Origin of the sequence: Moraxella sp. CTOTU46934, assembly GCF_031979465.1 — a bacterium.
In the GTDB taxonomy this organism is placed as follows: domain Bacteria; phylum Pseudomonadota; class Gammaproteobacteria; order Pseudomonadales; family Moraxellaceae; genus Faucicola; species Faucicola tetraodonis.
The window spans coordinates 80,342-98,990 of the sequence record NZ_DALZEG010000006.1; the positions used below are offsets into that span (position 1 = coordinate 80,342).

Here is an 18,649-nt window from a genome sequence, read left to right on the forward strand (position 1 = left end):
AGTTAACAGTTAACAGGCTTAGCAGTTAACAGGCTTTGCAGTTAACAGAATGACGCAAAATCTGGGTTAAAGAGATTGAGCGAGCTATGCTATAATTTTCAAAATTTTTTTAATACTAGTTTTGTATTTTCCTTATTTTAGCTTTTCTAGAGGCAACAATGAATCAAGCGTCTAACTCGGTTACCCATCAATCGACGGTTAAAAAAATCCCCCATGTGTTGATGATTTTAGATGGTTTTGGATATCGCGAAGATCAGCGTGATAATGCGATTGCCGCAGCACATACCCCAAACCTTGATTATTTGTATCAGCATTATCCCCATGGGTTGATTTCAGGATCAGGTGAAGACGTGGGTTTACCCGCAGGGCAGTTTGGTAACTCTGAAGTCGGGCATATGAATTTGGGGGCAGGTCGTATTTTGTATCAAGACTCTACCCGTATTCACAAAGAAATCCGCGAACAGCAATTTTTTAGCAACCCTGCATTAACCGAAGCAGTAAAGCTTGCCAATGACCGACAAGCCAATGTGCATATCATGGGATTGTTATCTGATGGGGGAGTTCATTCGCATCAAGATCATATTGTCGCGATGGTGGAGCTGGCATTGCAGCAGGGTGCAAAGCAGGTCTTTATCCATACATTTTTGGACGGGCGTGATACGCCGCCTAAAAGTGCGGACAATTATGTCGCACAATTAGAACAAGCGCTTGCCACGCTTAATCAGCGATATGAAGGCACGGCTTATTTGGTCAGTCTCATTGGTCGCTACTTTGCGATGGATCGGGATAAACGTTGGGATCGGGTACAGCAAGCGTATGATTTGCTGACCCAAGCCAAAGCAGAACGGGTGGTGATATCAGGTGCTGAAGCGATTAGTGCGGCGTATAGCGCAGGTGAAAGTGACGAGTTCGTCAAACCGACTTGGGTGCGTTATGCTAACCAAAACGCTGACTTTGGTACTATCCAAGACAATGACAGTGTGATTTTTATGAATTTTCGTGCCGACCGTGCCCGTGAAATCAGCCAAGCACTGGTGTCAGCTAATTTTGATGGCTTTACGCGTGAAAAGCTGCCAACACTGTCAAAATTTGTGATGCTGACCAAATACTCCGATGAATTACAAAACAATGGCGTGACCAGTATCGCATTTGAACCGACATCGCTGACCAACACATTGGGCGAATATTTGCAATCGCAAGGCAAAACCCAACTGCGCATTGCTGAAACCGAAAAATACGCCCACGTGACCTTCTTCTTTAGTGGTGGGCGTGAAGCAGAGTTTGAGGGGGAGCAGCGGATTTTGGTCAACTCGCCTGCTGTTGCTACTTATGATTTACAACCTGAAATGAGTGCGCCAGAAGTCACTGAAAAATTGACCGATGCCATCAATTCCGGTGCGTATGATGTACTGATTGTGAATTATGCCAATGGCGATATGGTAGGCCATACAGGTGTGTTCGATGCCGCTGTCAAAGCCGTCGAAACGTTAGATAATTGTGTGAAAACCATTGCCGATTGTGTGATTGCCAATCATGGCCATTTACTGATTACCGCTGATCATGGCAATGTCGAGCAAATGCAAGATTATGATAGCGGACAGGTACACACCCAGCACACCACAGAGCTAGTGCCATTTATTTATGTCAATGAGCAAGCGACTGATACCGTGCACATTCGCACGGGTGGTAAGCTATCAGATGTGGCGCCAACACTATTGGACTTAATGAACCTTGCCAAACCTGCCGAAATGACAGGTGAAAGCTTAATCGTAGCAAATTAACAGTTAATGGGTACAACTATCGTATGGTAACGCAGCGTCTCAAACCCCTATTTAACCCTACTTTCAAAAGACACATTATAGCGCTGGCATTGTGGGGGATAGGGTCATTGGGTTATGCTGCTAACCGACCGACTGTCAGTGCGCCTGTCAAACCACCGGTCAAATCTGCTACCTCAGTTGCGGCAAAAACTAATAAAACGGCATTAAAACCTGCAATCACTCAGGCGATTGCAGGTGCCAATCCTGCTGCCGTACCTGTTAGTGGGGGGAATGCACCTGATGGTATACCCGATGCCGCTGATGACGATAATTTAACGGATGACGGCGCTGACGATGGCGGGGAAGTGGATATTACGTCAACCACGCCTATGGTGACTAATCCAGCTACTCAGCCAAACCTAGACACTCAGCCAAAAGACACTCAGCCCATCGCGCCAGCTTCTGGGCAAATCCAGCAAGTGGCGTTGGGCGCAGTATCACCCGTCACAGTCGAAAAATTTGTCAAAATGATTGATATCATCCGTCAAAACTATGTGACAAATGTCGATGATGAATCGCTGTTTGCCAATGCGATGGCAGGCACTTTAACTGGTCTCGATCCTTATTCTGAATATTTGGATGCGAACGCGTTTGAAAACTTAAGGTTATTTACCGAAGGCGATATTGGCAGTATTGGTGTGAGTGTGAGTTTTCATGCCGATGTAGATAGCTGGGTGTTTGATGACGTGCTGCCCAACTCGCCTGCTGCAAAAGCGGGTATTCAGCGCGGTAATTATTTGCATCAAATCAATGATAATAAGCTAGACAGCACGCGAACCCCACAAGATGTCGAGCAGCTGCTAACAGGCATCGCAGGGACAACGGCTCGCTTGTTAGTTTCGGATAAAGGCCGTCGTAAACATCTGGTAGTGGTGCAAAGAACCTTGGTACAACAACAAGCCATGAGCACCAACATCATTAATGGTGCTGCGGTGGTGCAAATCCCCGTGTTTCAAAACAATACCCAGCAGCAATTTTTAATGGCACTCACCAAATTAAATCAGCCTTTTAGCGTGCTGGTACTCGATTTGCGCAATAATCCAGGTGGCGTGTTGTCAGCTGCCAATGATATCGCAAGCTTATTTATGAACGATAAAGTGGTGGTGCAGATTAAAAATCGCCAGGGCATACAAGAGGTGATGCGCACCCACGGCAAAGCCCAGTTTGCCGATTTACCGTTGGTGGTGTTGCAAAATCGTTATTCTGCTTCGGCGGCTGAAGTATTAGCCAGTACGCTACAAAACAACCAACGAGCTAAGGTGTATGGCGAAACCAGTTATGGTAAAGGCTCTATCCAAAGCATTGTACCCATCAATGATAACGAAGCGGTAAAGCTAACGGTCGCGCATTATTACTCAAGTAAAGGCGAGAAAATTGATGGCGTAGGCGTCAAACCGGATGTGACTTTGACGGGTGCAGAAACGAGTTGGCAAGATCAGGTATTAGCGGATTTGCAAACCACCAAACGAAGCAACCAATTTTTACTTAAACCTACGCCAACGCCTCAGTCTTTTTAAGCTCATCACCTAAGCCGTCACCCAATAATCTGTCATATTTATCATCGGGTGGAATTTATCTTACAATTCATCTTCCATAAAAAATTGCGGATCGACGGCATCCAAATCACGCACATCAAGTTTGGTATAGTGTTTTTTGCAGAAATTTGGATCCAATTTGCACATCGCACTTTGCAATTCATCAAGGCGCGCTTCAGACTGGCGAATGTGCTCGAGCATTTTGATAAAAGTCATTGCCACAGGGTCTTGGGTGTTTGGGTCAATGCCATATTGATGAAAAACGCCCGCTTGCTCTAACTTAATTTTATTGCAATCATCCTCATTGGTAGCAGAGGTATTGATGGAGGTTTGTTCAACCGCTTTCATCTGCTCAGCATCGGTTGTTTTTTTGATGACGGTTTTTTCGATATAGTCGTCAGTTGGGGTGACCCCATTATTTGCCAAGCTATCAAGCCCCATTTGCTCCGCTTTGGCTTTATCATGAATCAAACGCGCCGCGCCGCCTACCATGGTCGCACCGGCAGGCACTTCTTTGACCACGACAGCATTAGAGCCGATTTTGGCATATTTACCCACGGTAAATCCGCCTAATACTTTGGCACCTGCACCGACAACCACGCCATCTTCCAGGGTGGGATGGCGTTTGCCTTCACTTAATGATACCCCACCGAGCGTGACGCCGTGATACAAGGTGACGTCATCACCGATTTCAGCGGTTTCACCAATGACCACGCCCATGCCATGGTCAATAAAGAATCGCCGCCCAATTTTTGCTGCAGGATGAATCTCAATCCCGGTCAAAAATCGATTGCCAAAGGATACAAACCGTGCCAAGCCTTTGTTATTGTGTTGCCACATACTGTGGGCGACGCGGTGAATCAATAGCGCATGGACGCCAGGATAAGTCAACAGCACTTCAAGCGTGTTACGTGCCGCAGGGTCACGGTCAAACACCGCTTGGATGTCCTCTTGTAATTCTGCTTTGATGGTCTGGGTTTTTTTGGATAAATTTTGGATGACGGACAACATACTGACTACCGATTTTATAAAAATTTTAAGTGATTATGATATCACGAACTCATTAAGCTACGCTATGATTGGCTATGATTGCAATACTGTTGTCGCATCACGGCGAGAGTTAGGTCGATGCATCAAAGGTTTTTCAATATAGTTGTAGCCTATAACAGCAAACATAACAACGAATACCAATACTAGCGGGTACGTCCACACATAAGCGGTCATCGATTGGCTAAAGTCATGCAAGTGTAATAAGTTAAACCATATATACATGACCAAACCATGGGTCAGATATAAGCTATAACTTAATTCACCCAAGACCTTTAGACCTTGTTGGTATAACACGCCAAAATACGTAAAACCGTTGGCAATAAAACAAAACAGTAAGCCACAAAGTAGCATTTGCCAATAAGAATACGCCGAAGTTTCAAATAAAATAAACAGGGTTAGTAGGCATAAAGCGATTGCAAAAACCACAGGAAATTTTGCCAATAAATTTTTAAAAAAATCTTCCAGCCAAACTGCAAAAAAAGCCAACAAAAATAACCCATACAGCTTGATAATAGTATGCGTGAGAACGTAATACAACACAGGCAAACTTATCATCAGCATCGCGATATTTTGCCACTGGCATACTTGTTTGGGATGCACCAACACAAACAGTAACGGTAAGCTAAAATAAAAACCCCACTCATAAAGCAGCGTCCAAGCCGCGCCTGCGACCAGCGGCCAAGCGTAAAAATCTTTAAGAGATTGATTGTTAAAGCTTAACCAGCGCAGCGTCCATTGCTGCCATTCAGACAGGGGTAACGGCGGGTGTTGCTGGGTGAAATAGATAGCGACGATACAAATGCCCAAAAACAAATACAGTGGAACAATGCGCTGCAGCCGAGAGCGATAAAGATATTGCCAATCCATCCGCGGCTGTCTGAGCTTACCAAAAAATAAATAGCCGGTGATTAAAAAAAACAGCGATACCGGCACACTACCCAAGTTGGTAAAAAAATCAATATTGGGTGACTGCCAGCGCCCCGTCGTTTGAAAGAAATAATGTTTAAAAAAGTGATGAGTAAACACTGATAGCGCTAAAATGCCACGGATACCATCTAATGGGGAATGGCGATGGGTAGCATCAAACCCCACAATCATCCGTTGGGGGAGTTGATTGAGTAGCCAAGTGACAAGCGTTAAGCTCAGCACAAACACAACAGCAAGCAAAACAGTGGCAGACATAAACTTTGAGCGCTTAACGGGTTAATAATTTATCGTTTGAGTAATTTTGCGATGGTGGCTTGCAGTAACTGATATTCTTTGATATCAAGCTGTAATCTACTAAGCAGTCGATTAATACGCTGAGGCATCACTTTAGATTGGGCAGGGTTGTAGATATCTAAATTCTCCAGCAATGCCAACAGCCTATTTTCTAGCTGTAAACGCTGCTCATTTGAGATAGGCGGCTCATCCCACTGCTGGCGAAAAGTCAAATCAATGGATTTTTCAGCCGCTGTTTTTGCCGTCAATGCCAATTCGGCGGTTTCGTAAAAAACGCTGGCAATCACTTGAACCGCAGCCGCCACATTTAACACCCCATACTCAGCATTGGCAGGAATTTGAATATGGTAGTCGGCCAGTTGCAGCTCTTCATTTGTTAAACCCCGATCTTCACGGCCAAACACAATGGCAAGTTGCCAATTGCGATGCGCAGCATCTGTCATTAAATCGTCAAGGTTTTGAAAATTAGTGACCATCAATTCAGCCGCTTGTCGGGGCGATAACACGGGTCTTGGAATATGGCGTTGGCGACTACTGGTAGCAATTACCCAGTGGCAATCTTGCAGGGCTTGCTCAAGGGTGTCACAAATGGTCACAGCGTCTAAAATTGCTTTGGCACCTGCGGCATGGGCATAGGCATCTTCGTCAATCGGTAGTTTGGGCGCCACTACCGTGAGCTGCGTTAGACCCATGGTGTGCATGGCACGGGCGGCAGAGCCAATATTGGCAGGCAAGGTGGTATTCACCATCACAATGCGAATACCGGCTAAAAATGCCGCAAGGGTTGAGAAGGGTTGCGGGGAAGCGTTAGTGTCAGTCGTTACCATGGGTTGTCAAATTTTAGCCAGTCGTTACGCAATAAGCGATTGTATTTGGTCATTCACTGCTTGGCATTCCGCTTTGATTTCTTCAATCAATTGTTCATGTTGATGGATATGACCCGTGCGGCAGATTTCTTGCAGTTTATAACAAAGTTCGGTCAGCTCGGTAGCGCCAAGGTTAGAGCTAGCGCCTTTTAAGCCGTGCGCTGCATTATACCCCAAACGGTTGTCTAAGTTGGCATACGCTGTCTCCATTTCCGATAAACGTTGTAAGCTATCTTCCATATAAGTATGAATCAAATCGACAAAATCTTCGTCAAGTAATGCTCTTAATTCTTCAAACTGGGGCAAGCTGATATGGGATGGCTGAGTCATATGATTTTCCTGTTGATGGGACATTAAATAAAACATCATTGATTAAATTTGATTGGCTTATTTTAGCCCATATCTCATTGAATTTTATCAAAACTTTGATGAAAGTCAGTTTAAAGGATACAAACGTTTATCACATGATGGGTTTATCGGCCAAATTCACCAAAATCAGACGCTAACTAAAATGTAAATGCAAATCTTCTTCATTGACCAAGCTTTTGAGTTTGCCAAAATTCTCTTCAGTCGGCACAATTTGCCAATGCGTTGGCATATTAAGATGGGCAATCGCATAGTCGTTATACACACATAGGTTAATCGGTACCCCTAATTGACCCGATGCATTGGCGGTCTGACTGTCCGCAAATTGGGCATTGTCGGCAGAGTGATTAAATTGATGCGATAAATAGTGAATTGTTGAGTTATTGGCGGTCGCTAACAATTGCTGTATCTGTTCAAACAGTGCCATATCATGACCTGCAATTTTGATGCTGATTTTTTTTAGCCAGCGTTTGCGCGCATCGGTTAAGGTCATTACCTCTTGTAGGCTAGCATAAAACGTGCCATCGCGCTCACGAATAGAGCCGTCGATAATCACCACGGTTTCCACTTTAAGCTTATCTTTGACGCGGGCAAAGCGCTCGGCATAACAACTCACCTCGATACGACCTGTACCGTCATCTAAGGTAATCACTGAGCGATTACCAAAGTTTGCGACATCAAGTATCAAGCCTGCAAAAAATACGGTTTCGCCATAGCTGGTTTCGCTTAAATCGCCTAATGTCTTTGGCGTATAGCGTTTTAACTCATCGCGATAACTATCAATCGGGTGGCCGGTGAGATAAAGTCCTAGCGTGTCTTTTTCGCCTTTTAAGCGCTCAGCATCTGTCCAGACTGGCTCACGGGGCAATGGGGGCGGCGCAGTGACTTCTTGTATATCGCTAAATAAATCAATCATCCCTAGGCTGTCATTGCTACGCTGTTGCTCGGCTGCTTGTACCGCTTTTGGCAATTCGGCAAGTAACGCGCCACGAATGTGATAAGCTTCATCCGCAGGCAAATCAGGTCGTAATTTTGGCGCAAAACTATCAAAACAGCCTGCTTTAACCAATGCTTCAAGGGTGCGTTTATTGACTTTTCGTGTGTCAACACGGCGGCAAAAATCATACAAATCGGTAAACTCACCGCCCGCGTTTCGCGCTTCCACGATAGACTCTACGGCACCTTCACCGACACCTTTGATACCGCCTAAGCCATACACAATGGTCGTCGGGTTAATCGGCACAAACGCCCAATTGGAGTGGTTAACGCTGGGGTTTTCTACTTTTAAACCAAAATTTTCGCGGCAATCATTGATAAAAAACACCACGCCATCGGTATTATTCATATCCGAGGTGATGACCGCCGCCATAAATTCGGCAGGGTAGTAGTGTTTTAAATAGGCAGTTTGATAGGCTAACACACCGTATGCGGCTGAGTGTGATTTGTTAAACCCGTAGCCGGCAAATTTTTCCATCAAATCAAACACGCCACCTGCAAGTTTATCATCGATGCCTTGACCAATCGCCCCTTCAACAAAAATACTGCGCTGTTTTGCCATTTCTTCGGGTTTTTTCTTACCCATTGCGCGGCGTAGCATATCGGCACCGCCTAGACTATAGCCTGCCATCGCTTGCGAGATTTGCATCACCTGTTCTTGATAGACAATCACCCCATAGGTATTTTCCAGTATCGGCTCAAGTCGGTCATGGTCATAGATGACCTCTTCGCGGCCGTGTTTACGGTCAATGTACATATCGACCATTCCAGCATCTAGTGGACCTGGGCGGTACAGCGCACACATGGCGATAACGTCTTCAATATTGGTCGGTTTAAGCTTGGCCAAATATTTTTTCATGCCGGTACTTTCAAGCTGAAATACAGCGGTGGTATGGGCATCTTGTAGCAGGGAGTAGGTGGGCTTATCGTCTAAGGGTAAAGTCTCAAGATCAAGCGGTGGCTGTTGCTCTTTAGCGCGGCGTGCATTGATATTTTTTACTGCCGCATTAATTACTGTTAAATTGCGCAGACCCAAAAAGTCAAATTTTACTAAGCCAACTGCTTCCACATCGTCTTTATCAAACTGACTGACGGGATGACCCTCTTCATCACAATAGATTGCGCTATAATCGGTGATTTTGGTCGGCGCGATAAGTACGCCCCCTGCATGTTTACCAACGCCCCGGGTAATCCCTTCGAGCCGTACCGCCATTTCCCAAATCTCATTGGCATCTTCATAATCCATGTTGTCAGGATTGTTAAGCAAATCTTTGAGTTGCGGTTCGGCTTCAACCGCTTCAGCCAGCGAAATACCTGGGGTTTTCGGGATAAGTTTGGAGATTTTATCAGCCAGACCATACGATTTACCTTGAACGCGCGCGACATCACGCACCACCGCTTTTGCCGCCATCGTACCAAAGGTGATGATTTGGGATACCGCTTCTCGTCCGTATTTTTGCGCCACATAATCAATGACGCGGTCGCGACCTTCGATACAAAAATCGACGTCAAAGTCTGGCATGGATACCCGCTCAGGGTTCAAAAACCGTTCAAACAGTAGGTCATATTCTAGCGGGTCTAAGTCAGTGATATTGAGCGAATACGCCACTAATGAACCCGCGCCTGAGCCACGACCAGGACCTACAGGCACATCATTGGCTTTTGACCAGCGGATAAAGTCCATCACGATTAAGAAATAACCGGGGAAACCCATATTCAAAATCGTCGTGAGTTCAAACGCCAAACGCGCATCATACGGCTTGCGTTTTTCTACCCAACTGTCGTCGCGTTTTTCGATGGGGTAGAGTTTTTCAAGGCGTTTTTCTAGACCTTCTTGCGCGGTGCGCCGAAAGAAAGTTTCAATAGTATCGCCTTCGGGAATGGGGAATTCGGGTAAATCGTGATGACCCATAGGAATAATGACGTTACAGCGTTTTGCCAAATCCAAGGTGTTGTCAATCACCGCTGGCATGTCACTAAACAGGGCAGTCATCTCATCTTGGGTTTTTAAATACTGCTCAGAGGAATAATCACGTGGGCGATTGGGGTCGGCAAGCACTTGCGAATTGGCGATACACACCCGTGCTTCATGCGCTTCAAAATCATCTTCTGTTAAAAAACGCACGTCATTATGGGCAATGATAGGCACATCAAAGGCATTTGACATGCGAATGGCTTGCTCGATAAAACGGTCTTCGTTGGCACGCTGGGTGCGTTTAATGGCAAAATAGACACGATCGGCAAATGTGGTTTGCCATTGTTGTAGTAGGCTATCGGCTTTTTCTGGGTGACCTGATAACATGGCTTGACCGACGTCTGATTTTTCGGTGAACAGCACAATCACCCCTTCACTGCGCTCAAAAATCCAGTCACGCTGAATAATCGGTTTGCCCATTACTTGACCATCGACAAAGCCTTTTGACACGATATTGGTCAAATTCTTGTAGCCGACTTGGTTGCTGGCAAGTAGCGTTACCGTCGTACTATCATTTTCAAGCCAGACTTCAGAGCCAATAATTGGCTTGATACCGGCATCCAAGCAAGCTTTATAAAATTTGACCGTGGCATACAGGTTGGATAAATCGCTAATGGCAAGCGCCAGTTGGTTATCGGCTTTGGCAGCTTTGACCAGCGCTTTGATGCGTACAATCGAGTCAGTGATAGAAAATTCGGTGTGAATACCAAAGTGTACAAATGCCATGGATTGCCTTTATTGCGGTTTATCTTTAGCCCACTATTATACTATGAATTGCAAAACTGCGAACCTACAAAATCAGCAACAAAATGCCTAAAAATATCAGCGGATGCTAAGCATTTACGATTTAATATGATAAAATAGTAGCCCTTTACGCCTATAGCTTAACTGGATAGAGCAGTTGCCTCCTAAGCGACCGACGTGGGTTCAAGTCCCGCTGGGCGTACCAGTTTTTTTGACATCAAAAACTTATAAAAATAAAAAACCCAATAAAAAATTATTGGGTGTGGCTTAAAAAAGTAAAACTTAGCTTAAACGTTTGGCATTAGCGGCCACGCGGCTATAGATAGGGTGCATCCCTTTTTCTAATACATGCAGCGCTTCTTGATTGACAGCATAAAAGAAGTTTTCCAAGGAAATCGGTTGACCCACGCTTAATTTCATACAGTTTGAAAACATTAATTGCCCAATATTTTGCTGCGCAACGAGCGCTTGCCAAGCCATTTGCGTCCAAGATTCAAAAAATGCGATGGGTTTTTCAGTCACCATACGTTCCATTTCTTTCATTTCTTTGGCATTATTGAGGGGGTTTTGTTTCGCTATCATATAGATGCGGCGCTGCATGACTTGTGGTACGCGAACTGAAAAATCTTCAGATTGCTGACACATTTTTTCAACTTTTTGGTTAATATGTTCGTAGGTAGCCATAAGGACTCCATTGATAACAACAGTAAAATACAGGATTGACAGTAAAGTGTAGTGCTATTATACACTGATTTAAATTAAGTTAATAATAGCAAACTCATTGGGTATACAATAGTTACTTAACATTACGCAAATAATTAGATTTCATTTAATCAAATCATTGGTGATCGCTAACCATAATCGATGTAATCAGGGTTTTAGTTGACGTCATGAACATGAAACTATTTTATCTTTATCAAGCTAACAATGCGCCCCATCATTGGTAATAAATTCATAAAATATTAACTGATAGCTTTATCAGTGTTTATCAAAAGGTATAAAAATGACCATTCAAAGTCTTCCCTTAGTGATTACTTCGGGCGAACCTGCGGGTATTGGCATGGATATCATACTGATGCTTGCTGACAGACAGCAATTAAATCTGCCCAATCGCGCTGTCATTGTGTTGGCAGATATCAACGCGCTGCAAGAAAGGTATAGTGAGCTCAAACAAAAAGGCGCTGTAAAAGACGGATTGATGATTCAACAATTAGCGACGCATGAGTTACATGAGTTAAAAGATTTACCGCAAATTGCGCAACCCTCAGCGCATGATACTATTTTGGTGGTGGATGTGCCGACAGCACAACCTGTGGTAGCAGGGCAGTTAAATCCTCATAACGCGCCAATGGTCATCGCACAGTTGCAACTGGCGCATAAGCTCGCCATCAGCAAACAAGTCGCTGCAATTGTCACCGCGCCACTGCAAAAATCGGTGATTATGACTGTGTTGCCAGACTTTATGGGGCATACCGAATTTTTTATGCAGCAGTCGGGGCTGGATAAAGTGGTGATGATGCTCGCCAATAGCCTGATGAAAGTGGCTTTAGTCACCACCCATTTGCCCCTGCGTGCGGTCGCCGATGCGATTTCCCACGAAGAAGTGGCAAAAACCGTTGATATTGTCATCCATGATTGTCAGCAAAAATTTGGTCTCACTCACCCAAAAATATTGGTCTGTGGACTCAATCCTCATGCCGGGGAAAGCGGCTATCTTGGCAGAGAGGAAATTGACATCATCAATCCTGTATTACAGCATTATCGCGATCAAGGTGTCGATATTAGTTTGGCAATGCCAGCTGATACCTTGTTTACCCAAAAACATATCGCCACTGCGGATGCTATTATCGCCATGTATCACGATCAAGGACTGGCGCCGCTCAAATCACATGGGTTTGGCGAAACGGTGAATATCACTTTAGGGTTGCCTTATATTCGCACCTCAGTCGATCATGGCACAGCACTGGATTTGGCAGGGACAGGCAAAGCGAGTACCGATAGTCTGTATCATGCGATTGACTATGCCAATAACATGGCGACCGCGATTGCCCTCTAATCATCCTCACCGATAATAGCGATAATCACCCTGACAAAGAAAAGCCAATCTATGACGATTGGCTTTTTTATTGCGATATTTTAAATGGATTTTTAACTATTTTAAGCAGCTATTTAATTATTTTAAATAACTGGCAGGGTTCACTGGCGTACCCCGATATCGGATTTGGAACTCTACAGCAGGTTGATTCAAATTATTGTCCGTCCCAACGGTACCGATGGTTTGACCTGCTTGCACCGTTTGGCGCTCTTGTACAGCAAAACTTCCCAAATGCGCATAGGCACTAATATAGTCGCTGTTGTGCTGAATCAGTATCAATTTGCCATATTCTGGCAAATCACTACCGACATACAGCACCGTACCTGGCTGGCTGGCGACAACATTTGCCCCTGCTTGTCCGCCAAACCACATACCTAGCGTACCTGTTTGCTGGTTAAACGGCCGCAATAGATTGCCATTCGTAGGACGTAACCAACCTTGTGACAAGCTGCTGGTTGGCACGATGACTTGATTTGGCATCGGTAACGGGGTTGATAAGTTATTGGCTTGTCTAGGTGGGTAATAAGTCGGGTTAGACGGGCGGGATGATTGGTTGACCGTCACCGGGCGAATGGTCGTTGGGCGATAAGAAGTGGGACTACTTGCTGAGGTTAAAATCAAGCGTTGCCCTGGATAAATGGTATAGTTGCTATCGAGCCCATTGAGCGCGCCAACCCGACGATAATCTAGTCCATAAGTGGTGGCGATTTTGCTTAAAGTATCGCCGTTTCTAACTATATAATAGTTGGGGACACCCCGTACATACACAGGGCGCTTATCCACGGTCGCGATCTTCTGTGAAGCACAAGCGGTCATCAACACCGCCGTACAGGCTATCGCACTGAGTTTTACCAGTTTGGGCGTGCAGAGTGTTTTATAAGTGGCAAACATAACAGTCATTCCTAGCAAGTGATACAAAAAAAATTACAACAAGTCAGGGTATAGTAACTAACTTTTAACCACTTACAAAGTAACTGGAGTTAACAACAACGTTTCTTTGCCAAACGATAACAAATAGCAACATTTTGGACTCAAATGAAAAAATAGCGCAAAACCCCTTATTTATCCATTGCTTGCCATTCATCCATTGCCTAGCATTGCTAGCTATTTATACTGACTATTTAACGGGGCGATTAAATAGGGCGATAGAGTGTTATTCATGAATCATAAAGGGCTTGGCAGGGCTATATTTTTTTAGTTTTAAAAATAGCCAAATGCCCATGATCAAATTTATCACCCCGACAATCGCAAATAGCATCGGCAGGCTCACGTTAACTAGCGTCAAACAAACAATCGAAAAAATCGCCGAACCCACCATAAATACGGCATTTAAAATATTGTTGGCACCGATAATGCGAGCACGGCTTGTTTCAGGTGAATAAGCTTGCATATAAGCGTATAAAGGTACAATATAAATACCGCCTGAGAAACCCAATAAAAACAAATCGACAAACACACGAATAGCACCTTGCGTGGCAAAAATCATACCGATACTATAGTGCGCGCTGTTGGCGAGGGGCGGCAAATGCATCGCTGAAAGCGTGAAGTATAAGTCAATCGCAAAAATCGTCAATCCTGCAATCCCAAAGGGCAACAGCTTTAAACTCACTTGGTTTTTAGTCAACGTTTTACATAACAGTGAGCCGAGCGCCGTACCGACAGAAAACAGCGTCAATAAAAATATCACGACGCTTTCATCGCCTAGCAAAATAGACTTGCTAAATTCAGGTACTTGGGTCAAAAACGTGGCACCATAAAACCAAAACCAACTATTACCCAAAATGGTAAACCACATAATCGGTAAGCGATATAAATTGGCAATGGTTTGCCAGCTAGTACGAAAGATATTCCAGTCGATGGTCAAATCAGGCTGTGGCGCAGTCATGACGGGAATAAACCGAGAAGCCAAGTAGCCCATAATCGCCACAAAAACCGTCACCCCAGATATCCAAAACAGCGGACTGTCTAATTTCATCAATACGCCAGCCAGCATCATCCCTGTCAAAATAGCCAGTGACGTGCCCATTTGGAACAGCCCATTGGCTCCTACCAACTCATCGGTAGTCATGGCTTGGGGTAGATAAGCATATTTGATAGGACCAAAAAACGTCGAATGGGTGCCCATCAAAAATAACGCCACAAATAATAGCGGATAAATCTCAAACACAAACCCAAATGCGGCAACTACCATGATGACGATTTCAAGGATTTTAATCAGCCTTGTCAGCCAAGATTTTTCATATTTATCAGCAATTTGACCCGCCAAGGCGGAAAACAAAAAAAACGGCAATACAAATAGCATCGCCGCCAGATTGTTGAGCAAACTGACACGCATCCCCAATTTTGCCGCTGCCATAAAGGTCAGTACTAGAATCAAACCTTGCTTAAATACATTGTCATTAAATGCCCCTAAAAACTGGGTAGCAAACATGGCGCTAAAGCGTTTGTATTTAAAAAGCGCAAATTGGGTACTCATGAGCAATCCTAGAAATGTCTGATGATGACTATCTTAACAAATATTTTACAAAGGGTTGCGAAAATGTTTGGTTAGTAAAATGTTTATGCTAAAATCGCCTAGTGCTCGCTCAAGGATTTGATTTTTATCATGAAACCAATAAATTTGCTACCCTATCGTCCGTCAATCGCATTGACCGATAACCCGTTTAGTTTTGTTCATGCCATTTCTCTACTATCGTCAAATCCTTATCAAAGCCCGACCCAATCTAGCGTATCAAACCATTCGCTGTTTCGCTTGACACCCATACGTTTGGCAATTACCTTGGTTGGTATGGGTGTGGTGCCTGCTTGGGGGGCACAAACGCCAACAATAACAATGCCAGCTACTGTTAGTAGTTCAGCTAATAGCTCAGCAACGAATAGCACGCTAACCACGAACAGCGCAGCGCACACGACCGCCAATGACAGCAAGGGCACCACGGCAACGCAAAATACCACGCCTGCGGCAACTGGGCAAGATAGTATCACTACCGATGCCAACAGCGCTCAACCTTATCTGTATCAACTCAATCAGCAGCGTGTTGAAGATAAAATTGGACAACAACTCGATAATCAGACCTTGGCAGACTTTAATAATTTTAACCAACCTGTGGCGACGTTGAAACAAAACCAACCTAGTGTCGGCTACAGTAAAGCATTAGACCAAACAACGCCGCAGTCGGTTGCCAATCAAATCAACAATAGCAAGCCTGCACCCAGGGCAACCGTGAACACTCAGGCGCAAGCACAAATCACTGAGCAGCTAACCACCGAAAAGCAGAATTTCGACGCGATTAATCAAAAGGTGAGCGAGCAAACCAATTTATCTAATCAAAATATCGCTAACCAAAATGTTGCTAATCAGAATGTTAGTAATCAAGGCGTTGCCAATGATGCCAGCAATATCAAATCCACCGACACCATCAATCCCAATGATTACTTGCCCGCCTATCAACAGCAAACAACGGCATTGACCACCCCACAAGCCAACTCAACCGTGACCGCAGAGTCGCAAGGCATCGTGGCGCGTTTGAAGAACAAAATCATTGGTCGCGGCGAAGGGCTAAACTATATTGATATCAGCTTTGCCAATGCAGATGCCAAACTTGAGCCTGCGCGCAATATCAAGGCAGCATTGGAAAAAGTGACCGTCGAATCGGTGTCGGATTTTAATGCCAGTGTGAACAAATTACGCCAAATTGCCAAAGATGCGGCAGAGGCGGTGGGTTTTTATGACACTAAAATTGCTTTTAAACATCTAGGCAAAGACAATATCCAAGTCAGCTTAGAGGTCGGCAAACCCGTCATCGTGCAAAATCGCATCATTGATATCCGTGGTGAAGGTGGGGAAGGCGATAACGCCCTGCCGGTGTATCCTGTGATAGAAAAAGAAATCCCGCCCAAAGAAGGGGATGTGTTCAGTCATGGTATCTATAAAGCCGCAAAGGCCACGATTGAAGGTGTCGCGCAAACCAATGGTTACTTCGATGCCAAATGGCTCAATAGTTCGGTGGATATTATTTTGCCGGACAATACCGCGGATGTTGACCTAATTTATGACACAAAGACTCGCTATCACTTTGATGATATAAAAATATATAGCATTGATAAGCAAGGCAATTTGACCGATGACCCCGATAAACTGCCTTTAAAGCCAAAGCTAATGAAAGCCTTAATGACGTACCAAAAAGGCGATGCCTACTATCAACCCTTTGTCAGCGAATTTACCAACAACTTGACTGCCACCCGTTATTTTAATGGGGTGGATGTGGATGTCATCATGCCATCGGACGAAGCAGCAAGTGATATCGCATTTGAACAATCTGGCTCGGCGACACTCAGCAATGCCAACACCAGTAATACCGCAGCCGACAATACCGCGGACACTTCTGATACATCCGCCGGTATTTTATCCGCCAATTCAACCGATCAAAGTCTCGCATCTCAAAGCAACTCAGCTCAAAGTAACTCATCTCAAAATCAGTCATCGGAACTTCAATCCGCAGGTACTGTCGATAGCACGACACAAAAAACCGTCAATCAGGTGCAAGACCCCAATGACATTGCGCCGATTCAATTTGAAGTCGATGACTCGACCGAACAACGTCTCAATGCCATCAGCCGAAAAGCCAAAAACTTATTGGCCGCACCCGAAGATATGGAGTTATCACCCGAGGCTGAAAATAAAAGTAAAAATCCGCTGGTGGTCATTGCCAATGCGGTCAGTAAAACGGCAAAAAAACTGGATAAAGACAAAGACTTACCCATCAAACCACGAGAAGACCAAGTCATACCAAAGCTCACGCCACAACAAGTGTATGAAACAAAGCAAATCCCAACCTATGTGGTACTCAATGCCACCAAGCCGCATGAGGCACAGTTGGGTTTGGGTTATGAAACGGATGTGGGCGTGCGCTTGACTGGTAAATATCAAAACAACTTGGTTAACCGAAGTGGCTTGCAGACTGGGGCATCAGTAGCATTATCTAAAGTCGATCAAGCGGTGGAATTTAATGCCAGTTTACCCTATAAGCATCCCCTCAACGATAAACTAACAGGCACAGTCGGCTATCAACACAAAGAAGTTGATGACCTAGTCAACACCTTTGAAGCGGACACGGTCTATGCCAGTATCGCCCGCAATATTTATCATGATAGTGGTTGGAATCGCACCTATTCGCTGCGCTACCGCGGCGATAAACTCACAGTCGATCCTGAAAAATATAGCACCGATAGCTTGCCTTATCCTTTTAACAACTACGCATCGGATTATACCCAACAAGCCTTGTTAGCGGGTTATGCAATTAATAAAACGGTAGCAGACAATATGCTGACGCCAATGTGGGGTTATAGCCAACGTTATTCGCTTGAAGTCGGTGCTAAAGGGGCACTGAGTGACACCAATATGGCCATTCTACGTGCGGGTGGTACTGGGATGTATACTTTTGGCAAAGATAACAAACAACAAGTGATTGGGCGACTGGATTTGGGTTATCTATATAGCGGTGATTTTTATGATGTGCCTTATCGTTCACGCTTTTTTGCAGGCGGTGATTCTAGTATCCGCGGCTACAACACCGATAGTTTAGGACCAACCTATGGCGGCGAAAATTTCTTAGTCGGCGGTGATGCCTTAGCGGTAGGGTCGGCAGAGTATAACTATGAGTTTAGACCGAGCTTTCGTGGCGCTGTGTTTACTGACTTTGGTAATGCGTATGATACAACTGGCGAATATGATAACGCAACGGCGGTCAGTATCGGTACAGGTATCCGCTGGCAATCACCGATAGGCTTGGTACGGCTCGATGTGGCAAAAGGTCTGACAGGGGATAACAACGATGTCCGTTTACACTTCTTTATCGGCTCACCGTTATAATAATTTGGCTAAAAATCACGGCATTATTTTATGCAAGGTTTTTAGTTAAGATTTTTGGATAAAACTTTGCTAGTATGGAAGGTTTATCCAATATACCGCCCATATACAG

At 44.7% G+C, this 18,649-nt stretch carries 12 protein-coding genes and 1 tRNA gene; 5 read left to right on the plus strand and 8 right to left on the minus strand.

What is annotated here, in order from left to right:
- Positions 1–158 precede the first annotated feature (158 nt).
- Both gpmI and RTN07_RS06575 read left to right on the plus strand, forming a co-directional pair.
- Positions 159–1,781 (plus strand): 2,3-bisphosphoglycerate-independent phosphoglycerate mutase, encoded by a 1,623-nt coding sequence (gpmI, locus tag RTN07_RS06570; RefSeq protein ID WP_312176749.1) that lies wholly within the window; start codon positions 159–161, stop codon positions 1,779–1,781.
- 23 nt (positions 1,782–1,804) lie between these two features.
- Positions 1,805–3,337 carry a S41 family peptidase gene (locus RTN07_RS06575; protein WP_312176750.1) on the plus strand — a complete coding sequence of 511 codons (1,533 nt, stop codon included), beginning with the start codon at positions 1,805–1,807 and terminating at the stop codon, positions 3,335–3,337.
- Between the two features lie 60 nt (positions 3,338–3,397).
- On the opposite strand, the gene cysE is transcribed toward RTN07_RS06575, so the two are convergent.
- The 5 genes from cysE to dnaE all read right to left on the minus strand — a co-directional run bounded on the left by cysE (position 3,398) and on the right by dnaE (position 10,555).
- Entirely contained in the window at positions 3,398–4,324 is a 927-nt protein-coding gene (cysE, locus tag RTN07_RS06580) for a serine O-acetyltransferase (protein ID WP_409418205.1), read from the minus strand.
- A gap of 114 nt (positions 4,325–4,438) precedes the next feature.
- Complete coding sequence (locus tag RTN07_RS06585) at positions 4,439–5,587, minus strand: acyltransferase family protein (protein ID WP_312176751.1); 1,149 nt, start codon at positions 5,585–5,587, stop codon at positions 4,439–4,441.
- A 29-nt stretch (positions 5,588–5,616) separates the two neighbouring features.
- Complete coding sequence (locus RTN07_RS06590) at positions 5,617–6,453, minus strand: RNA methyltransferase (protein ID WP_312176753.1); 837 nt, start codon at positions 6,451–6,453, stop codon at positions 5,617–5,619.
- Between the two features lie 24 nt (positions 6,454–6,477).
- Positions 6,478–6,822 carry an Hpt domain-containing protein gene (locus RTN07_RS06595; protein ID WP_312176755.1) on the minus strand — a complete coding sequence of 115 codons (345 nt, stop codon included), beginning with the start codon at positions 6,820–6,822 and terminating at the stop codon, positions 6,478–6,480.
- A 172-nt stretch (positions 6,823–6,994) separates the two neighbouring features.
- Complete coding sequence (dnaE, locus tag RTN07_RS06600; protein ID WP_312176757.1) at positions 6,995–10,555, minus strand: DNA polymerase III subunit alpha; 3,561 nt, start codon at positions 10,553–10,555, stop codon at positions 6,995–6,997.
- 147 nt (positions 10,556–10,702) lie between these two features.
- Here dnaE and RTN07_RS06605 point away from each other — a divergent pair.
- A tRNA-Arg gene (locus RTN07_RS06605) sits at positions 10,703–10,778 on the plus strand.
- A gap of 77 nt (positions 10,779–10,855) precedes the next feature.
- Here the strand turns inward: RTN07_RS06605 and RTN07_RS06610 are convergent.
- Positions 10,856–11,257 carry a hypothetical protein gene (locus tag RTN07_RS06610; RefSeq protein WP_076774143.1) on the minus strand — a complete coding sequence of 134 codons (402 nt, stop codon included), beginning with the start codon at positions 11,255–11,257 and terminating at the stop codon, positions 10,856–10,858.
- Positions 11,258–11,576: 319 nt separating this feature from the next.
- On the opposite strand from RTN07_RS06610, the gene pdxA reads away from it, so the two are divergent.
- A complete protein-coding gene (gene pdxA / locus RTN07_RS06615) occupies positions 11,577–12,629 on the plus strand; it encodes a 4-hydroxythreonine-4-phosphate dehydrogenase PdxA (protein ID WP_312176761.1) in 1,053 nt (350 codons plus the stop codon).
- 117 nt (positions 12,630–12,746) lie between these two features.
- On the opposite strand, the gene RTN07_RS06620 is transcribed toward pdxA, so the two are convergent.
- Both RTN07_RS06620 and RTN07_RS06625 read right to left on the minus strand, forming a co-directional pair.
- Positions 12,747–13,559, minus strand: coding sequence for a peptidoglycan DD-metalloendopeptidase family protein (locus tag RTN07_RS06620; protein ID WP_144917788.1), 813 nt, complete (start codon positions 13,557–13,559; stop codon positions 12,747–12,749).
- A 262-nt stretch (positions 13,560–13,821) separates the two neighbouring features.
- Positions 13,822–15,144 (minus strand): MFS transporter, encoded by a 1,323-nt coding sequence (locus RTN07_RS06625; RefSeq protein ID WP_144917787.1) that lies wholly within the window; start codon positions 15,142–15,144, stop codon positions 13,822–13,824.
- A 129-nt stretch (positions 15,145–15,273) separates the two neighbouring features.
- Here RTN07_RS06625 and RTN07_RS06630 point away from each other — a divergent pair, with 129 nt between their 5' ends.
- Complete coding sequence (locus RTN07_RS06630) at positions 15,274–18,540, plus strand: autotransporter assembly complex protein TamA (protein WP_312176765.1); 3,267 nt, start codon at positions 15,274–15,276, stop codon at positions 18,538–18,540.
- Positions 18,541–18,649 lie beyond the last annotated feature (109 nt).